This window comes from Colwellia sp. C1TZA3, from assembly GCF_007954265.1.
Taxonomy (GTDB): Bacteria; Pseudomonadota; Gammaproteobacteria; order Enterobacterales; family Alteromonadaceae; genus Cognaticolwellia.
This window is the reverse complement of record NZ_VOLS01000007.1, coordinates 42,246-62,924: the sequence shown is the minus strand read 5'-3', so window position 1 is coordinate 62,924 and position 20,679 is coordinate 42,246. Positions and strand designations below refer to the sequence as shown.

General features: G+C 42.8%; 15 protein-coding genes. 6 read left to right on the top strand and 9 right to left on the bottom strand.

Going from position 1 to position 20,679, the window contains the following annotated elements; all coding sequences use genetic code 11:
* Nucleotides 1-19 precede the first annotated feature (19 nt).
* Nucleotides 20-571 (bottom strand): replication initiation negative regulator SeqA, encoded by a 552-nt coding sequence (gene seqA / locus ESZ39_RS03585; protein ID WP_146878426.1) that lies wholly within the window; start codon nt 569-571, stop codon nt 20-22.
* A gap of 302 nt (nt 572-873) precedes the next feature.
* Between seqA and ESZ39_RS03580 the strand changes: the two genes are divergently transcribed.
* The 5 genes from ESZ39_RS03580 to ESZ39_RS03560 all read left to right on the top strand — a co-directional run bounded on the left by ESZ39_RS03580 (nt 874) and on the right by ESZ39_RS03560 (nt 4,455).
* Nucleotides 874-1,641, top strand: a complete 768-nt coding sequence (locus tag ESZ39_RS03580; RefSeq protein WP_146878425.1) for an alpha/beta fold hydrolase — start codon at nt 874-876, stop codon at nt 1,639-1,641.
* A 187-nt stretch (nt 1,642-1,828) separates the two neighbouring features.
* Nucleotides 1,829-2,050 carry a DUF2788 domain-containing protein gene (locus ESZ39_RS03575; protein WP_146878424.1) on the top strand — a complete coding sequence of 74 codons (222 nt, stop codon included), beginning with the start codon at nt 1,829-1,831 and terminating at the stop codon, nt 2,048-2,050.
* Nucleotides 2,051-2,062: 12 nt separating this feature from the next.
* Nucleotides 2,063-2,350: a LexA regulated protein gene (ybfE, locus tag ESZ39_RS03570; protein ID WP_146878423.1), complete on the top strand. Its 288-nt coding sequence runs from the start codon at nt 2,063-2,065 to the stop codon at nt 2,348-2,350.
* Nucleotides 2,351-2,373: 23 nt separating this feature from the next.
* Complete coding sequence (fldA, locus tag ESZ39_RS03565; protein ID WP_146878422.1) at nt 2,374-2,901, top strand: flavodoxin FldA; 528 nt, start codon at nt 2,374-2,376, stop codon at nt 2,899-2,901.
* A gap of 789 nt (nt 2,902-3,690) precedes the next feature.
* Complete coding sequence (locus tag ESZ39_RS03560) at nt 3,691-4,455, top strand: substrate-binding periplasmic protein (protein WP_146878421.1); 765 nt, start codon at nt 3,691-3,693, stop codon at nt 4,453-4,455.
* 523 nt (nt 4,456-4,978) lie between these two features.
* Here the strand turns inward: ESZ39_RS03560 and ESZ39_RS03555 are convergent.
* The 8 genes from ESZ39_RS03555 to ESZ39_RS03520 form a co-directional block, all read right to left on the bottom strand.
* Nucleotides 4,979-5,752, bottom strand: coding sequence for a sulfite exporter TauE/SafE family protein (locus ESZ39_RS03555; protein WP_146878420.1), 774 nt, complete (start codon nt 5,750-5,752; stop codon nt 4,979-4,981).
* Between the two features lie 520 nt (nt 5,753-6,272).
* Entirely contained in the window at nt 6,273-8,672 is a 2,400-nt protein-coding gene (locus ESZ39_RS03550; protein WP_146878419.1) for an EAL domain-containing protein, read from the bottom strand.
* Nucleotides 8,673-8,794: 122 nt separating this feature from the next.
* Nucleotides 8,795-10,318: a circadian clock protein KaiC gene (kaiC, locus tag ESZ39_RS03545; RefSeq protein ID WP_146878418.1), complete on the bottom strand. Its 1,524-nt coding sequence runs from the start codon at nt 10,316-10,318 to the stop codon at nt 8,795-8,797.
* Nucleotides 10,315-10,626 carry a circadian clock KaiB family protein gene (locus ESZ39_RS03540; protein WP_146878417.1) on the bottom strand — a complete coding sequence of 104 codons (312 nt, stop codon included), beginning with the start codon at nt 10,624-10,626 and terminating at the stop codon, nt 10,315-10,317. Before ESZ39_RS03540 ends, kaiC begins: the two co-directional genes overlap by 4 nt.
* Nucleotides 10,619-11,479, bottom strand: a complete 861-nt coding sequence (locus tag ESZ39_RS03535; protein WP_146878416.1) for a PleD family two-component system response regulator — start codon at nt 11,477-11,479, stop codon at nt 10,619-10,621. Before ESZ39_RS03535 ends, ESZ39_RS03540 begins: the two co-directional genes overlap by 8 nt.
* Nucleotides 11,476-12,117: a chemotaxis protein CheB gene (locus ESZ39_RS03530; protein ID WP_146878415.1), complete on the bottom strand. Its 642-nt coding sequence runs from the start codon at nt 12,115-12,117 to the stop codon at nt 11,476-11,478. The genes ESZ39_RS03535 and ESZ39_RS03530 overlap by 4 nt, the downstream gene beginning before the upstream one ends.
* Nucleotides 12,114-12,944 (bottom strand): CheR family methyltransferase, encoded by an 831-nt coding sequence (locus ESZ39_RS03525; protein ID WP_223270219.1) that lies wholly within the window; start codon nt 12,942-12,944, stop codon nt 12,114-12,116. Before ESZ39_RS03525 ends, ESZ39_RS03530 begins: the two co-directional genes overlap by 4 nt.
* Before the next feature lie 28 nt (nt 12,945-12,972).
* A complete protein-coding gene (locus tag ESZ39_RS03520; RefSeq protein WP_146878414.1) occupies nt 12,973-19,428 on the bottom strand; it encodes a PAS domain S-box protein in 6,456 nt (2,151 codons plus the stop codon).
* A gap of 654 nt (nt 19,429-20,082) precedes the next feature.
* Between ESZ39_RS03520 and ESZ39_RS18350 the strand changes: the two genes are divergently transcribed.
* On the top strand, nt 20,083-20,217 hold the full coding sequence (locus ESZ39_RS18350) for a diguanylate cyclase domain-containing protein (protein ID WP_146878454.1): 135 nt from the start codon (nt 20,083-20,085) through the stop codon (nt 20,215-20,217).
* Nucleotides 20,218-20,679 lie beyond the last annotated feature (462 nt).

The following is a 20,679-nucleotide window of genomic DNA, read 5'->3' as shown; positions in this document are numbered from 1 at the left end:
AGTTAAATAACCACGATAACTAAAGTAAATCGCGAATGTCTTCTACATCTTGCTCGTTATAGCCTAATGCTCGACTGACTTCAGTTAACATCATTTTTTTACGGGTCGTGTTTGAATTGGTAATCACCCAAAATGGGCTTTCTGGGATCTGACGAGGCTTGGTACTACTGCCACTGGCCACTAATTCAGCTTCACTGTCCGCAAAATATAGACGGTCACGACCTCTGATCTGACAAGCGACTGAAAAACGCTGGCCATGCACCCGATGTAATGCCGCTAATACCAATAAGAATCGACCAACAGCGCCACGCTGCATAGCCAACTCTTCTCTATTGATGTAATGAAATACTGAACCATTAACATCAACCGTTACCTCTACTACTGGCTCTTCAACAACTGCTTCTACAATTTTTTCAACAAGTTCTACTTTAGCTGCCGTAACAACCTCAGCATTGTTTTGGCTTGGTAAGTTAATTAAACGCCGTAATATCGACGATGCACTTTCGCCAATGTATTGGGTATTTGAGGCAATGTGTTGATAAAGTTCTTCATCTATTTCGATGTTTTTCATTAATGACCCTAGGAAAATTATGATAGATCGCGGCAAGATTATACTTGCGTTAATAATAAGTCTCTATAGAGGATTAACAAATGATGGAAATATTTTTCAAAAAGCCCGTGGTTAAGCTATTAAAATTAACTATTAGCCATTAGCCATTAGCCATTAGCCATTAGCCATTAGCCATAATAATCCAGGCATTTAAATTCATACACCACTATATTTGAAACAAATTTAATTTGGATCTTATCGCCTCAAAATGTAAAAATAAGCGTAATTCCCCCCCCCTTTAAATAACCCTATAAGAGACCGCAATGGCGAAGCTTTTAAACTATCAACAATCTGGCAACGGTAAAGACATTATCCTTATACACGGTTTATTTGGCCGCCTAGAAAACCTTAATATGGTGGCAAAGGCCTTAGCGGAAAATTATCGAGTAACCAGTGTTGATGTCCGTAACCATGGCGACTCATTTCACGATAGTGTCATGGACTACTCAACCATGGCACAAGACATGGTTGATATTATGCAGCACCTAGCCATAGAAAGTGCCGTAGTACTAGGGCATTCTATGGGCGGAAAAATAGCCATGGAATTAGCCCTTACTGCGCCAGCGCTAGTTGAAAAGTTAATCGTAGCTGATATTGCCCCAGCTGAGTACCCACCGCACCATCACCAAATTATTGCCGGCTTAAAGTCGCTTGACTTTGCCACAATAAAACAACGTAAAGACGCTGATAAACAGCTCAGTCGATATGTTGATAACCTAAGCGTGCGACAATTTTTACTGCGCAATTTAAGCAGCGAAAAGGGTCAGTTTTCTTTTAAATGTAATCTTGAATACATCGCAAAAAACTATCCAAAAATAATGAAAACTTATCAAGGCAGCCATAGCTATCAAGGGCCAACCTTGTTTATCAAAGGGGCTAATTCTGACTATATATTGCCAGAACACCGCACAGAAATATTACGCTTATTTCCACACAGCCGTGCCCGCATTATTCAAGGTGCAGGACATTGGTTACATGCTGAAAAAACTGTCGCCTTTAATCGCAGCGTTGAAGGTTTTTTAACAAATTAATTGATCTAGCGCTGATAGCAAACAGTATAACTTTATATAATTAGCGTGATAAAATTATTTTATGATCAGACTCACAGGCGCCAAAATAGCAAAAAAATGCTGGCAAAGCGGTTACTCAGGTAACAAAAATAATGTCTTTAAAAGCCGTAATATGCTATAGTGCGCCCTGAAAATTTTAGGGTTAAATATGTTAGCAGAACACTTCGAATTAATTGAAACTATCGGGCTAAATTTATTTTTTGCTTTTATCTTTATTTTCATTGGCTTATCAATGCATGATGTGATGAAAAAAAACGATGTACCTAAGATGGGAAAGATAGTTGTTTATTTTGTATTATTTTTAGGGTGTGCTGGATTTATCGCAAAAGGCATCATTCAGTTTATTTGGGAAAGCCAAGGCGTTGGATAAGTAAGTAATAAAATGGCAAAAGAAGTAGCAGATTTAACGACCATTGACTTATTTAGCGATGAAAAGCGACCGGGGCGACCAAAAACGAACCCTCATTCACGCAGCGTGCAAGTAAAAATAAACAAACGCAATCAGGTCAAGCGCGATAAGAACAATGGCTTAAAGCGTATAGAGTTTAAATTACATCAAGATGTATATGAACGATTAGACGCTTTAGCAAATGATAAAGGTGTTAGTCGAAGTGAGTTAATAGAAGCCCTATTAGTTCAGTCGCTTGATGCCAACGATATTGAAGTTTAGTTAGCTATAAAAAGGTTAAATTGATGGCAATTGTAGGTTTATTTTTCGGAAGTGACACAGGTAACACCGAAGCCGTAGGTAAAATGATCCAAAAAAAATTGGGTAAAAGCCTTGTCGATGTTAGAGATATCGCCAAAAGTACCAAAGAAGAAATCGCTGAGTTCGACTTAATAATTTTAGGTATTCCTACCTGGTATTATGGCGAAAACCAATGTGACTGGGATGACTTCTTACCTGAATTAGAAGAAATTGATTTCACTGACAAACTGGTGGCCATATTTGGTTTAGGCGATCAAGAAGATTACTCTGAGTACTTCTGTGATGCGATGGAGCCATTGCGTGATATCGTCGAGTCAAAAGGTGCTGTTATTGTTGGTAACTGGCCAACCAAAGGTTATGAGTTTGAAGCCTCAAAAGGCTTAGTTGACGAAAACAACTTCATCGGTTTGTGTATTGATGAAGACCGCCAGCCTGAACTAACTGCTGAGCGTGTTGATACTTGGGTTAAGCAAATTTACGATGAACTTTGTTTAGCTGAATTAGCAGACTAAATTGTAAAGTCGCAAGCTACATTTTATTGAAAGAGCCAGCCATCAGCTGGTTTTTTTGTCTCTATTACTAAGCTAATACCAGTTCCATTAAGTTTGTGATCTTGTTGTGCGCAGGAAAAATAACTCAAGGTAAGGCGCTCGATTGAGCAATAGCTGGCTATTGGGATTGAGAGCAACACAGCCTTGAGCTATTTTAACTAGTACAAGTGAGCAATAACTTAATGGGATTGGTATAATACCAATCTCATTAATTATCTGATCATTTCTACTAGTTAAAACCACCAACTACTGTGTTATTTATTTAATCATTAGAACAACTAATTATTAAAATAAATGCCTAGTATTTGGCTACTTTCACTGCGTATAAAGTAGGCCACCTAATTAATGAAATTGGTATAACACTAAAAAATCGGCTTATGCACTTATACCAAGCCGCCAGTTTTAAGATTTATACAGCTGTAAGTTCTCACTTATGCCATCAACTTAGTTATAGCAAGTTAATTAATAACCTCTGCGATTGCATAGGTATAAGTATATAAATTAATCTTTAAGCGCCCATCTAAAAACTCTCTAGCTAACAAATAGCGTGCAGGCATAGCAGAAGATAAACGCTCAAGAGAAATATAATCGTGGTTAGCTATAATCCAAGATCTTTAGTCGTTAGTCTTTGGTCTTTGGTCAAGCAGAGCCTAATTAAGCTTATAGTAACTTGATTTCCATAATTAAACTTAATTAATATTAGAATTTTTGCTATCATGATTCCCCGATGATTTGGTACTGATCTTTCTAATGCAAAAATTTATTTTAAAAGCTATTTTGTTGTTTTTTTTAGTGCTTCCTCAACTGAAGGCATTTCAACCACCATCAGCCATTGAAAACATCACCTTTTATACCGAGGTTTACCCGCCAGCCAATTATTTAGTTAATAATGAACTAAAGGGCATTTCAGTAGATACACTAAAAGCTATCTGGAAGAATTTAAATCTACCTGAACAAGAAGTGCTGTTAGTGCCATGGGCACGCGGCTATAAATTTACTTTAGATAAAAATAACACCGCTTTATTTACTATGTCTAAAACTCAAGCACGTGCAAAGCTATTTAAATGGGTCGGGCCTTTTTTTCATTCTACACATGTCTTAATTGCCAAAAAATCAAAAAACTTTAACTTCTCCAACGTAGAGCAAGTGTTTAATCATACTGTCGCCGCAGTAAAAGGTGATATTTCAGGCATTTCACTGCATAAAGTTGGTTTTCCTGCCGCTAATATCGCAAAAATTTCAAAATTAGAACAAGCCTTTTTAATGATGCAATCAGGCCGTGTAGATATGATGGTTACCTCTATTCATGCTTTTGAGCATTTAGCAAAAAAAAACAACTTAGATGCTAATGTCTATGAGAAGGTATGGCAGGTCAATAAAACCGGTAATTACTTGGCATTTAATATCGAGACACCCGATCAAATACTACAAACCTACCAGCGAGCCTTTGATAATATTGCTGAGCAGCGATTAACCATTAAACAGCAATATGACTTGTCTCCAGCAGAGTACTAATTACAAGAGTATATTGGCTATAATACCAAGTTGATTAATTACCTGCTCATTTTTAATGGTTAAAATGAATAACTACTGCGTTATAAAATTTATAAGTAGAATAACTACTTACTAAATTTTATGCCTTGTATTTGTCCCTTTTTCCTTATGAAAAAGTAGATCACTTAATTAATCAAATTGGTATAACAAGACTTTGCTCATAATAAAATTAACTGTTTTAATAAGTAATTTTCATGGCTAAAAGTTACTCGCAGACCTTGTGCTAATAGATTTTACCTCGTCAGCTATAGGATGAAATATAACAATAATCAATTTACCTGTGTTTAAGCTAAGCTTATGCCTGTTGTAGGCTAACGGTGTTGCAAGCTAACAGTATTGTGAGCTAAAAGTTGTAAACTAAAAGTTGTGAGCTAAAAGTTGTGAGCTAAAAAAGTAATACTCTACTATCTACGCTGTACCTACAATATTACTGACAATTTTTCGCTGAATATCTTCAACACAACAAAATAAATTATATTTACCACTAACCTAAATAAGTTGCAAAAAAGAAATACAATGTCGTCGCAACACTGGCCACAATCACAAAACCTCTGACTTTTTTCTGTGGTAATTGCCGTGATATGTTCGCTGCCATATAACCTCCCACTAATGTGCCGCATAATAAAATAGTGCCTTCATACCAGACAATAACGTCATTATAAATAAACAAGACGATGGCAATTAATGACACGGTTGATGACACTAATAATTTTAATCCATTCATCGCATTGATATTGGTGTAGCCCGCTAATGCTAAATAACTCAGTACAATGATGCCCAACCCCGCATTGAAAAAGCCCCCATAAATAGATACTGCTAACAATAGTATCAACAATAAAACCCCACCAATGGCAGATGCGTGTTGGTGCTTAGTAGCTATTTTTTTAAATTCCGCATTAATCTGGCCACCAAAAATAAACAGCAGGGTAGCAAATAACAATAACCAAGGAATAGCGACTTGAAATACCACTTCCGATGTTTGCAGCAATAGCCAAGCACCAAAAACACCACCCATTAAACTAATAATGATGATGACCAGTAAATCATCTTTATGCTCAGCAAGCTCTTTTCTAAAAGCATAAGTACCACTCATATAACCAGCGCATGACGCAAAAGTATTGGTCGCATTAGCCATAATAGGAGGAATACCGACAAAGATAAGCGCGGGAAAAGTAATAAAACTTCCACCACCAGCTATTGAGTTAACAACACCACCAAAAAAACCGGCAAGGAACAAAAATAAGAGTTCAAATGACATGATCAATAATAAGCCTCTAAACATCGAAATAGGTTAAACGGTAGCATATTTCCCTTAAGTCCAGTAGATACTGACAAGTAATACCAAGTTGATTAATTACCTGCTCATTTTTAATGGTTAAAATGAATAACTACTGCGTTATAAAATTTATAAGTAGAATAACTACTTACTAAATTTTATGCCTTGTATTTGTCCATTTTTCCTCATGAAAAAGTAGACCACCTAATTAATCAAATTGGTATAATACCAATTTGATTAATTAGGTGGTCTACTTTATAAGCTGCATCAACCCAGCGATAATGAGTAAATAAATAACGCTGTAATGGGTTGTTTTAACCGGGCTGAAATAGTCAAATAATTAGTAAGCTTGGTACAACATGCTTATATGCACCCGATCAGCTTGAATTTAATTAGTCAAACTTTTGAATGACGACACTGGGAAGTTTTTATTTTTTACCTCTTAGAGCGAACACTATATCAATAATATAGCCTTCGCCTTAGCGCGCTTTCAACATTATTATTACTTCGTCAATGTGGCTATAGTATCGTGCCATCCCTGCGCTTGTTCTTGCCAATTTTCTGCCGCAATGGCAGGAGAAACCAGATAACCTTGAAAATTTTCACAACCATAGTGATTCAAAAGCTCGAACTGTCTTGGAGTTTCAACGCCTTCAGCGACAATACGCATATTTAAGGCATGGCCAAGGTCGATAATAGATTTCAAGATAGCTAGGTTCCTAGCATTTTTCTCCATCTCCCAGACAAATTTACAGTCGATTTTAAGTGTACTTATTTGTGGATATTTCAGCAGATATACCATTGAGGAATAGCCGACACCAAAATCGTCTAGCGCGATACTTACGCCCATTTCACTCAGCAAGGTTAGATTTTTTGAGGTCTGCGTGGCATTTTCTACTAGCATACCTTCGGTGATTTCAAGCTCTAGATTCTCGTGATTAAGACCAACAGCTTTAACCTGGGCATCAACATAGGCCGGCAGATTAGGATCCTGCAAGGTGGGTGCTGACAGATTGACGGAGACATGAAATTTTTTCTTGTGCTTGTCCTGCCAAGCCTTCAGCATCTGCAGACCTTTGCTTATTGTCCATAACTCAACTTCCTTAAAATCCATTTTCATTAGTGCAGATAGAAAACTGTCTGGATAGAGTAGGCCTTTGCTGGGGTGATTCCAGCGTATCAGGGCTTCTGCACTGACGATAACTTTGTTATCGAATTGTGGTTGAAAATAGAGCACAAATTGCTTTTCTTTAATGGCAATTTTGAGTTCATTATCCAGCTCACGCGCCTGAATAGTGAGCTGATGTATGGCGTCGTCGTAAAACTGATACTGATTGCGACCTGCCGCCTTGCCTCGCATCAGCGCTGCATCAGCGTTCGCTAACAGCTCCTCCATATTCGCCCCATCTTTCGGGTAAATAGCCACGCCACAACTCAGAGTAATTGAACAGTTATTATTGACTATAACAAACGGATCCTGCATTCGTTTAGTGATTTTTTCTGCCACCGCTGCCGCTGAATCCGCGGTGTCTAGGTTGGTTGCCATCACCACAAATTCATCGCCGCCAAGGCGGGCAGCAATATCAGTTTCCCTTAAGCTGTCTTTAATACGTTGTGCACATTCCATCAGTAGGCGATCACCGGCCTCGTGACCGTAGGTATCGTTGATCAGCTTAAACTTATCCAAATCTAACATCATTACTGCAATATATTTACCAGTGCGTTTTGCCGTCGCAACCTCACGCATAAAGCTATCATAGAGTGCCGTCCGATTAGCGAGCCCAGTCAGTTGGTCCGTGTGGGCTAGATGCATTAAGCCCAACTCTGCTTCCTTACGCTCGGTAATGTCGCGCACAGTAACTAGGTTGCCTGGGCCTCCCATCCACATGCATTCAACCGAATGTAATTCACCGATGCCAGACTCTTTGCCCTTGCGAAAAATATCGATTTCAGTATATTGACCATCGATTATAGGGCCACCAAAATAATGATTAATAAAACTTTCTGATTTACGTTGAAATATCTCCTCAGCAGATGGATTAACATAAACAACATGGTTGCCTTCGTCGAGCACAAGGATCGCATCGTCACTTTTAGCAACAATCTCTTTAAAGCCTTTGGTCGATTTAAGTAGCGACTGCTCGACTTTTTTGCGCTTGGTAATGTCAGAGATGGCGGTGAGCAAGCCAGTTACTTGCCCTGAAGCATTAATATTTGGCGAGACACGGACATTAACCGTGTCTATGCCTTTAGGCAGTACCGCTAGTGTTAAGTCAAAGTCGTTAAATTCACCAGCCAGAGTGGCATCCATGTAGGCTTCCATCTCCAAAAATACCGCCTCAGACATTATATCACTGGCATACTGGCCAATAATCTCATCAACCCTGTAACCAACCATTAAAGCATAGGGTTTGTTAACAAATAAAAAGCGCTTATCGTTATCGAACTGGGCAATCATCACCGGAACATGATCGCTAACAAAGCGTAACTGTTGCTCATTTTTTATTGCTTTATCATGGCTGCGAGCCAGTTCAAGGAAGATACGGATTTTCCCCAACAGCACGGCTGGCACTATAGGTTTGATGATGTAGTCGATGCCGCCAACTTCATAACCCTTAAATATCTGTGCTTCCTCGGTATACTCGGCCGAAGCGAAAATAATAGGGATTTGCCGAGTGTTGTCATCGCCACGCAAGTATTTAGCTAGCTCGTAACCATCCATTTTTGGCATGTTAACGTCCAAAATGGCGAGACAAAACTTATGCTCTAGCGTAGCCGTAAGAGCGTCGTTACCACTGGTCGCTTCGATAACCTCAACGTCAATGTCGCTCAGTACCTGACGTAGAGCTATCAGGTTTTCTTTGCGGTCGTCGACGATAAGAACTTTTTGTCTCGCGGTCATCCGTGTACTTCCTTCGCTATTGATTGGCTTTTTCGCCACTAACTTATTATGCTATTAGGCATATCCCGTTGTAATAACACCGGTAGGTGCTTTACGCATTGAATATGGCTTATTTATTTTTCTTATTCTTCTTGGAACAAAGTGCCGATACGATCGTAGTCGTTTTGCGGTACATGCACTGGATTACCAGACAAAATGCCGCTGATGCCATGAAACTGGCCACCAATGTGCATACCTTGACTGTCAACTTGATATTGCCGAATGCCCTTGTCGTGCATTGAACCACGCATTTTCAGCACCATGATACCACGGTGTACTTCACCAAACATTTCGACATAACGCAGCATAATGATGGTATCTGTAATGGTGGAAATGTGTTCGTCGGTGACCGATGCGCTGCCTAGCAAATCAGGCGTTGCGACAGTGAACATCCCCAATATCTGCTCATTTTTGATAAATGAAGTGAGGCCGATGACGAACTCCCGAAACGATTTACCCGAGGCTACGCGCTCTAATGCCGACAGACTGTCAACGGCAATGCGTGTGGGTTTAAACTCTGCGATAGATTTTTTTATCAGCAACAGATGATCTTCAAGCGATAGAAATTCAGGGTAATTACAAATAATTTTTAACTGGCCGCTTTGTTCCAGCTTTTTAAAATCGATACCCCAGCCGTCGGCATTGCGTGTCAACTGCTCGCGGCTCTCTTCATAAGCGAAAAACAGTGTGCGCTCCTCTGGACCTTGCTCAGCTACAACGAACGTGCTGGCAAGCAAGGTTTTGCCACAACCGGTAGCGCCAGAGAGCAGCACAATGGAGTCTCGAAAATAGCCGCCGCCCGACATTTCGTTAAGCACGTCGTTGCCAGAAGAAGCTCGCTGCTTGGATGATTTTTGCTCTAGTCGGGTTTCGCCTAGCGGGATCACAATAATGCCGTCTTCTACCGTGATGGAAAATGGATATTCGCCTTTGCAATGATCGCTTCCACGGAATTTCAGAATTTCGAGTGTGCGACGACGTCTTTCCGAATCGAGCACATTGCGCAAAATAATAACATTGTCAGCGGCAAATTCTTCTACGCCATAACGCGCTAAGGCGCCGTACTCTTCGGTGCGTTCAGCTGTCACCATCGAGGTGACACTTAAGGTTTTCAGTTTCATGAATATTTGATGCAGTTCTCGGCGCACAATTTCGGTGGCGGTTAATTGTCCAAAAATACTGCCTAATGAATCGACTGACAGGCGTTGCGCCTGCACTTTTTTAACCGCGTAATTGAGCCGCGCCACTAGGGCGCCGAGGTCATAACTGCCAATTTCGATATCGCGATGATCGAGTTGAGGACTCGCATCAACGAAAGCAAGCTTGCCTTCGTTTACGTACTGTTCGAGGTCCCAACCAAAACCACTGACGTTGCGCATAATGTCTTCTGGCGATTCTTCAAAAGTAACAAACACCCCGTGCTCACCCTTGCGAATACCTTCAACTAAAAACTGGATGGCAAGTAAGGTTTTTGAGCTACCCGAGGTACCTACCACGAGTGTAGTACGGTCTTTGGGCAAACCACCAAAAGCGATGTAGTCTAAGCCACTAATGCCAGTTACAACTTTTCCGAGTGTGTTTGTCAACTGTTTCGTTGCTGGTTTCATAAGGAAACTTCCTCTATATCGGGTGCTGAATTATGCTCAGAGACGATATCAAGATTAAGTAGAACAGGTTTTGTCGCATTGATATCACCAATAACCCGACGCGAAGGTTCGGGTTTTGTTTTCACCAGCGTAGGAGTCGCCATAATTTTCTGCTCCTCGGCAATTTCAGGATGTTCGATAACATCAACCACAGTAATATCATAATCACCTTGGAGCTCTTGCTCGCAGATTTGGGTAATATTGTTAATGGCGGCAGCTGAACGGGCGGTTTTTCCGGTCACATACAAGGTCAATTTATACTTAATCATGTGCCTTCCTTAGGTTTGTTTTTTCTGTGCTCTCATGGCAGTTAGGCTCTGTTTGTGGACCACGCTGGCGATAATAAGTAGATAGGTTGCCCATTACCTCGAGTACGACAAATCGACCTTCTTCGATAATCGCTTTAGCCTTTAGCGGTGGCACTTGTTTGGTTGTTCTTGCCAGTGCAAGGGAATGCAATTCTGCGACGTCTCGGGAGGTGGCAAACAGCTTACCTAACTCCTGTGCGATCGCGCGAAGCTGCTCTGCCACTGGGTGGCCTACTTTTAGGATCAAGTTCTCAACCGCTTGCATCAATGCCTGACTATAGCGCTGAACCAAGGCCTGAAATTTTTCCTTGTTGGAGGTTGACAACGATTCGGTGTCGATGAGAACTGAAGACACTTCTGGTACATTGGCCAGAGTATAACGCCGTTCTAGCTCTTCACTTAATTTCTCGGCTAATGCCTCACGGTAACGGTCCATCTCGAGAAACAACTTCACTTTACCGAGCAATATTTGCGGCACAATGGGCTTAACAATGTAATCAATACCCCCGACTTCATAACCTTTGAACACGTCTTGTTCGTCGGTGTGTGCGGCGGAGACAAAAATAATAGGCGTTAATTTTGTTTTTTCGTCGCCGCGCAGATAGCTGGCCAGTTCGTAACCATCCATGCCCGGCATCATGATGTCTAATATCGCGAGGCTAAAGCGATGCTGTAAGGTGGCCGCAAGAGCGTCGTTGCCATTACTCGCCTCGATGATCTCAACGTCGAGGTTGAGATCGCTTAGTACCAGACGCAAGGCTATTAGGTTTTCTTTGCGATCGTCAACGATAAGAATTTTTTGTGTGTTTTTCATCTGCGTGAGTCCTTTGGCAGTAACTTTAATAAGCGGGTGCTGGCGAGTGACCGCGGCTTTGGCGCGCAATGCTCCAGTGCAGCTAAGTCGATCAATCGCTTAGCAATATTTTGTGTGCTCAGTACCTCGTCTATTGCGCCAGCCGTAATTGCCGCTTGTGGCATCACCGGGTTTTTAGTGCTGGTTGGGTCCTGAGCAATGTTGTAGCCACCCGCTTGCTGAACAGCAAGCATACCTTGCATACCATCGCAATTAGCGCCTGAAAGCAGCACAGCAATAAGCTGTGCTTGCCACGCGCACGCAGCACTTTCAAACAAAACGTCGATGGAAGGGCGTGACCAATTTACTTTTTTGTCTACTGATAATGCTATGCTGCCATCGCGCTCAAGCAACATGTGATAGTTAGCCGGCACTGTGTAGACGCAGCCGGGCTGGGTCATTTGCTTGTCGCAGGGCTCGATGACTGTCAGCGGAGTTTCATGGCCCAGATGCTCAGCGAAACCTTCGCTGTCGGTGGGATGTAGGTGCAGCACAATAATAATCGGTAACGAAAAATCTGCTGGCAACATGCCCAGTACACTGCTAAGCGCAGTATAACTGCCTGATGAACCACCAATGACGATGGCACGGTAACTCATAAAACACCCAGTTTTCGATAAATTTTTTCTTTGTCAGCAAGCACTTGGTAGCGATGAGAAACATTGGAAAAACGAATATCTTCTTTGCTGCCAAGACAAAGGAAACCACCATGCACTAAGCTTTCAGTAAACAGGCCTAGGGCTCGGTTTTTTAATTCTTGGTTGAAATAGATCATTACATTACGACAAAAAATCAGGTGTATTTCGCCAAAGCTACTATCAGAAGCCAGATTGTGAGTCGAAAAAACCATGCGCTCTTTTAGCGCAGCACTCATAGCAACGGCATCATAGCGTGCATGGTAATAGTCTGAAAACGAGGTTTTACCACCTGTGCGCTGGTATTTTAAGGTGTCGTCGCGCATTGTTGCCATGTTATAAATGCCCTGCTGCGCCTTCGTAATGGCGTCTTCACTGATGTCGGTGGCATAAATGGTCGTGCGATCGTATAGTCCCTCTTCTTTTAGAACGATAGCCAGCGAATAAACTTCCTCGCCGGTGGCACAACCAGCATGCCAGATTTTAATATGTGACCAGGTTTTCAACAGCGGCACTACTTGTTCTCTAACGACCCGGTAGACCTCGGGATCGCGAAAAAATTCGGTCACTGAGACCGATAAATAGCTAACAAATTTGGCAAAGAATTCACCATCATTGAGCAATTTTGGCATCACTTTTAAAACAGATGGGTAGTCTGAATCGGCTAAAAATAACTTAATGCGCCGCTCTATTGACGCGCGCGCATAACCACGAAAGTCGTAACCGTAGTGTTGATAAATGTCTTCCAACATAGTATCAACAGTCATTATTTCTGCGTCGATGCTTTGCACTATATAGCTCGCTTAAGATTAATAGTATTCATCGATACAACCATACACGCATCATCGACATCAACTTTTCAGCATCCACAGGTTTTGGTAAATAATCGCTGGCACCGGCCACTATGCATTTTTTTCGATCCTCGGGCATGGCCTTAGCGGTAAGCGCGATAATGGGTAGTTTGAGAAATTGCTCCTGACTGCGAATTCGCGCCATGGTGGTGTAGCCATCCATCACAGGCATCATAATGTCCATCAGCACCAGTTCGACGTCAGGTTGTTCCGCCAACAATTGCAGAGCCCGTTTGCCGTTCTCAGCCTTAATCGGCTTCATGCCGCGTTCACTGAGTAAACGTGACATCGCAAAGGTGGTACGCATATCGTCATCGACGATGAGTATTTTTTTGTCGCGCAACAGTTCGTCAGTATCATTTAGGCGCTGGATTATTTTGCGTTTAGCCACTGGCATGTCGTCCACCACCCGATGCAGAAACAGTGACACCTCATCAAGTAAGCGTTCATGAGATCGAACGTCTTTTACAATGATGCTATGCGCGTGCAGGCGTAGCGTTTCTTCTTCAGCACTTGTTAAGTCGCGAGCCGTCGACACTATGATCGGAGGTAGCTTTATGCCCTCTGCTGCCAGTATTTTTACTATGGCATCACCATCCATATCTGGCAGTTTGAAATCTAGTACCATGCAATCATAATGCTGGTTACGCAAGGCTTGCAGAGTTTCAGCGCCGGTGCTGGTCGCATCTACGTCAATGTCGTCACAGGCGATTAGTGCAATAGTTTGTTGCAATACATCTGCGTCGTCTTCAACCACTAACACGCGCTTTCTGGTGTTGGTATAAATTTTGTTTAATTTACTAAATAGTAAGTCAACATCGTCCTGTTTAAGCGGCTTAGCGGCATAGCCGATCGCACCTTTGACACGTGATTTCATTTCGGCTTCCTCGGCTGAAACAATGTGCACGGGGATATGACGAGTATTAATGTCACCTTTCAAATTTTCCAGCACACTCCAGCCATCAATACCGGGCAGCTTAATGTCGAGAATAATGGCGTTTGGCTGATGTGAACTTGCTATTTCCAAGCCAGATTCACCAGTTAGTGCTACTAGCGTTCTGAAGCCTTGATCTTGGCATTTTTGATAAAGAATTTTCGCAAATATTGGGTCGTCCTCAATAATAAGCATAACTTTTTCTGAGCCGTGAATATGCTGGTCTTTGTTAGCAACCAAACTGGTTGGCTGAGCTTTGCTGTGTCGAATTTTCTGACGTTTGATGTTACTTGCGACACTCTCAATTTCAGTACGCTGGATTTCAATCTCTTTGATGTCAGTATTTGGATCGTCTTGCGTTGCCTCCACGGCTAAAGGTAAATAGAGCGTAAATATAGAACCTTGACCTAGTTCACTTGCCAGTTGAATTTCACCACCGAGCAGTTTGGCCAGTTCACGCGAAATAGACAAGCCTAAGCCTGTGCCGCCATATTGCCTAGCGGTAGACCCGTCAGCTTGCTGGAAGGCTTGAAAAATAACCATCTGTTGCTTGAGCTCGATGCCAATACCGGTGTCTTTCACCGCGATGGCAATACAACGTTCAGGATCAAGGCCGCTGCTTGATAGATCGGTGTCGGCTGAAGGTTGACCAAAACTAATCTCCACACTACCGCGTTCAGTGAACTTGAGGGCATTCGACATCAGGTTACGGATCACCTGTTCGACGCGTGTACGATCGCTGAAAATCTCCACCGGAGTATGCTTTTCTATTATCAGTGCTAGGCTCAGGCCTTTGTCGATAGCCATATGTTCGAAAGAAGAGCGGACTCTTGACGCGAGTTCTTCCACGCGAACCGTACTAGGAGACAAGCTCATCTTGCCAGCCTCTATCTTTGACAGGTCAAGGATATCGTTGATCAAGGTTAATAGATCACCACCGCTGCCATGGATTATCTGGGCAGATTGCACTTGCTCTTCGGTCAGGTTTCCTTCTTTATTTCGCTCTAATCCCTGCGCTAGCAGCAGCAGGCTGTTGAGTGGCGTACGCAGTTCATGTGACATATTGGCAAGGAATTCAGATTTGTACTTACTGGCCAAAGCCAGCTCTGTTGCTTTGTCTTCTACACCTTTACGGGCGCGCTCAACCTCTTGCTTTTGGCGCTGCAATAGTTCGTTTTTCTCTTCCAACTCTTCATTGGTGACCTGTAGCTCCTCTTGCTGGCTCTTGAGTTTTTCTTCAGATAATCTGACCAGTCGTGATTGCTCGACGAGTTCTTCGTTGGCGACTTTCAGTTCTCTTTGTTGTTGTTGCAGTTCATCCGACTGGCGCTGTGTTTCCAGTAGCAATTCCTTTTGTCGTTGTCTAGAACGGGCGGTCTGCAGTGCAATACCTATGCCCAGTGCGGTACTGTTGAGAAATTCTTTATGCAGATCTGACAAGGGCACCATCGAAGCCAGTTCAATGACACTCTCTACTTGGTCTTCAAAGAATATCGGCATTGCCAAGACACTTTTAGGCACAATCTGACCCAAAGACGAACCAACCAACAGATAATCATCGGGTATATCGTTCATCACCATAGCTTTGCCTCCCGCCGCTGCTTGGCCTACCAGACCTTCGCCGAGGGAAAAATTATCTGGCACGCCAGGGTGACTGCGATAAGCAAATCGTCCACTCAATTTCAGCGAATTGTCCTTAAGCAGAAACAGCGCACCGACTTGTGCACCGATCCGTTCGGCAAGACAGGTAATGATATCATTCGACAGTTTGCCAACATTTTGTTCACCCTGCATACGCTCACTCAGCATGCGCTGACCTTCGCCAATCCAGTTTTGGCGTTCGAGAATTTTCGATTGCTCGACAATTTCGGCCTCAGCTTGCTTTTGTTCGGTAACGTCACGCGCAGCAGCGAATACGCCGAGCACGTTGCCATTGGCATCTTTATAAACCGAGGCGTTATAAAGTACCTCGACCAGATGGCCATCTTTGTGGCGAATAGTGAGTGAGTAATCGGTAACAAAGCCTTTGGCAAAAACCTGCTGATAACCTTCACGGGCCTGTTCGGGCTGGGTAAAGTAATTAGAGAAATCGGTACCGATAAGATCATCACGCTCCACGCCGGTAACTTTGGCGGTGGCTTCGTTAACGTCAGTGATCTTGCCTTCTGGGCTGATGGTGACCAAGGGATCTAAACTTGCCTCGATTAAACTACGGGCGTATTGAGAGGTTTGCTTTTGCTCGGTGACATCACGCGCAGAGGCGAACACCCCCAGCACCTTACCATTAACATCTTTATACACTGAGGCGTTGTATAGCACGTCAACTAGACGACCCTCTTTGTGGCGAATAGTCAGCGGATAATCGGTAACAAAGCCTTGGGCGAATACCTGTTGGTAGCCTTTCTGGGCTTGGTCAGGCTGGGTAAAGTAATTAGAAAAATCAGTACCAATAAGGTCATCGCGTTCTAGGCCGGTAACCTTGGCAGTCGCTTCATTGACGTCAGTGATTTTACCTTCTGGGCTAATGGTGACCAAGGGGTCAAGGCTAGCCTCGATTAGGCTGCGGGCGTATTGTGAAGCCTGTTTTTGCTCAGTGACATCACGCGCAGAGGCGAACACACCAAGCACCTCGCCATTAACATCTTTATAGACCGAAGCGTTATAAAGCACATCAATCAAACGACCATCTTTATGATGAATAGTCAACGGGTAGTCGGTAACAAAGCCTTGGGCAAAGACCTTCTGGTAACCTTCTCGGGCCTGGTCCTGTTCGGTAAAATAATTGGAGAAATCGGTACCGATTAGGTCATCACGCTCTAGGCCGGTAACCTTAGCCGTTGCTTCGTTGACGTCAGTGATTTTACCTTCGGGGCTAATCGTGACTAAAGGATCGAGGCTAGCCTCGATCAGACTACGAGCGTATTGAGAGGTTTGCTTCTGCTCGGTGACATCGCGCGCGGAGGCGAAAACGCCTAGCACCTTGCCATTAGCATCTTTATAGACTGAGGCGTTATAAAGCACATCAACCAAATGGCCATCTTGATGACGAATAGTCAGTGGATAGTCGGTAACGAAGCCTTTAGCAAACACCTGCTGGTAACCTTCGCGTGCCTGATCAGGCTGTGTAAAGTAATTGGAAAAATCAGTGCCAATGAGATCATCACGTTCTAGGCCGGTGACCTTAGCGGTGGCTTCGTTGACATCGGTAATCTTGCCTTCGGGGCTAATGGTAACTAAGGGATCTAGGCTAGCTTCAATTAAACTACGAGCATATTGTGAAGCATGCTTCTGCTCGGTGACATCGCGTGCGGAGGCAAAGACACCGAGCACTTCGCCATTGACATCTTTATAAACTGAGGCGTTGTAGAGCACATCGACCAGGCGGCCATCTTGGTGGCGAATAGTTAGTGGGTAATCGGTAACAAAGCCTTTAGCGAACACTTGTAAGTAACCTTCACGAGCCTGGTCGGGTTCAGTGAAGTAATTGGAAAAGTCGGTACCAATGAGATCATCGCGCTCCACACCGGTAACTTTGGCAGTGGCTTCATTGACGTCGGTGATTTTACCTGCGGGGCTAATGGTGACCAAGGGATCGAGGCTAGCCTCGATCAGACTACGGGCGTATTGAGAGGTTTGCTTCTGCTCGGTAACATCACGCGCAGAGGCAAAGACACCTAGCACCTCGCCATTAACATCTTTATAGACCGAGGCGTTATAGAGTACGTCAATAAGTCTGTTGTCTTTGTGGCGAATAGTCAGTGGATAATCAGTAACAAAGCCGTTGGCGAACACTTGCTGGTAACCTTCACGGGCCTGATCAGGCTGGGTAAAGTAATTGGAAAAATCGGTGCCAATGAGCTCATCACGCTCTACGCCAGTAACTTTCGCGGTCGCTTCGTTAACGTCGGTAATTTTACCTGCTGGGCTAATGGTGACCAAGGGGTCGAGACTTGCCTCGATTAGACTACGGGCGTATTGAGAGGTTTGCTTCTGCTCGGTAACATCACGCGCGGAGGCAAACACACCTAGCACCTCGCCATTAACATCTTTATAGACCGAGGCGTTGTAGAGTACGTCGATGAGACGACTGTCTTTGTGGCGAATAGTTAGCGGGTAATCAGTAACAAAGCCCTTGGCGAACACTTGCTGATAACCTTCACGGGCCTGATCGGGCTCAGTAAAGTAATTGGAAAAATCGGTGCCAATGAGCTCATCGCGCGCTACGCCGGTAACTTTGGCGGTCGCTTCGTTCACGTCGGTAATTTTGCCTTCTGGGCTAATGGTGACTAAAGGGTCGAGACTTGCCTCGATTAGACTGCGGGCGTATTGAGATGTTTGCTTCTGCTCAGTAACATCGCGGGCAGCGGCAAAAACACCAAGCACCTCACCATTGATATCTTTATACACCGAGGCGTTGTAGAGCACATCGACCAGACGGCCATCCTTATTGCGGATGGTCAGCGGGTAATCAGTCACGAAGCCTTGGGCGAACACTTGTAAGTAACCTTCCTGGGCCTGGTCGGGCTGGGTAAAGTAATTAGAAAAATCGGTGCCAATGAGATCATCGCGCGCTACGCCGGTGACTTTAGCGGTCGCTTCGTTGACATCGGTGATCTTGCCGTTGGGGCTAATGGTGACTAAGGGGTCGAGGCTAGCCTCGATTAGGCTACGGGCGTACTGAGATGAAGCACGGGCATGCTCTTCGGCAAGCTTTTTCTCTGTAATATCATTACTCATCAGCAGATAGCCAACCGGCTTACCTGCGATATCATTGCGCCGTGTGACGACGACATTTGCAACAAATTGGCTACCATCTTTGCGAATACGTAAAAACTCACCTTCAGCCATACCTTTGTCGTAAGCAGTTTTCAGCAGTTTTTTAACAACACCTGATTCAATGTCTTCTTGAACGTGAAGAATTTCTGAGTTCTTACCGAGGACTTCGTCAGCGCTGTAGCCATAGTTACGCACTGCGCCTTCGTTCCACGATAGGACATGATGATTAAGATCCTTTCCAATAATAGAATATTTACTAGAACTCTGCAGAATATTGTCAAGCAGATTTTTGGTTTCTTCAAAATCGTGTGCGACGCGTCTTGATTCAGTGACATCGCGAGCAGCAGCAAACACACCTAGCACCTCACCATTGACATCTTTATACACTGAGGCGTTGTAGAGTACATCGACCAGATAGCCATCTTGGTGGCGGATGGTCAGTGGGTAATCAGTAACAAAACCTTTAGCAAACACCTGCTGGTAACCTTCGCGCGCCTGCTCGGATTCAGTAAAGTAACTGGAAAAATCAGTACCAATGAGATCATCGCGCCCCACACCAGTAACTTTGATAGTGGCTTCGTTGACGTCAGTGATCTTGCCGTCTGGGCTAATCATAACCAGTGGGTCGAGGCTAGCTTCAATCAAACTACGTGTGTAGGCATTATTGTTTATTTGTGACCGAAAATTTGCAGCAGATGACTTTACCTTGCTCATGATGAAATAACCATAATTACTCCATAAAAAGTGGGCATAAGCGATGGGGAATATATTTCGAATTCTGCCGTCAACATTAAGCTGCCAAAACCACTAGCTTGAAGCTCAAACGTTTTACTGCTGCTAGGTGATTCTAATAGTATTAGGTTCATAAAATTTCCATGAGTCATTCGACAGACTGGTAAAGAATTGATTTAAAATCACTTTGCATTTATATAACAACACATTACATAATGTAATATATTGTTCCATAATGTAATAAGATATTTCATATAGCAATAAAATTTTTATCTAATTAAAAGTCACCATTAATTGTGACTAATACTTTACTGTGCTTATTTAAGTGATGTTTTTCAAATACCTGTTTTATTATTCATCATAAAACTATCATACTTATACAAAAAAAAGTCCTTGACCACAGAAGCTAATAGGTACTGAACGACCACTTAAAAAATATGGTCAAAAGTATATATGATCGGGTTAAAGTGATTTTTATATTCGAGATATTGGCCTTTCTTGATGACTTCTGAGCATGTGCTAGCGAAATAAGATTGACCAAAGATTTGTTGACAGGTCGGTAATTTTCGGAGGAAAGTGAGATCTAGTTGTTAGCTATTCTTAAGATGGTAAACATAAAAGTGGTGGAATAGTTTAATTCATTATTACAATAATAATGAATTAAACATCGAACAACTGACTAATAATGCTGATCAAGCACTTTATAAGGCAAAAGATAAAGGTCGAAATCGAGTTGAAATATTTTCACCAAAGCAAAGTTTAAAAGGTTAATCGCTCGATACCTGCATATAAATGAGCAAAAAGAAAGTAACAGACTTTATTGCTTAATTATTTTTAATAAAAACACTGCTAAGCATAAAGCGTTTTATTCGATCATAAAATAGCTCACTTTGCTTGCAATCAGCTCAAAATCAACTAAAAACCTCAACAACCAAAACCTATAACTATATGATTTATAATAGCATTAACGACTGATCAACCGGTTGTTGGCCTGATAATGGCTTCGTACTCGTCTTCATAAGGTAAAACCGGCTAAAAAGAACCCATCATAAAACTCTTGCTTCCCTTCGCCTTATGGCATGATGGCCTAAATATTTTTTAATGAGTTACTTGATACCTCAATATATCAACAATTTTTCACTAACAAAAATTTAGTCTGCAATTGCTCTATAAAGCTTACCTATAACAGCGTAGGATGACATAACTTTAGATATAAAATTAGGTTTGCACTTC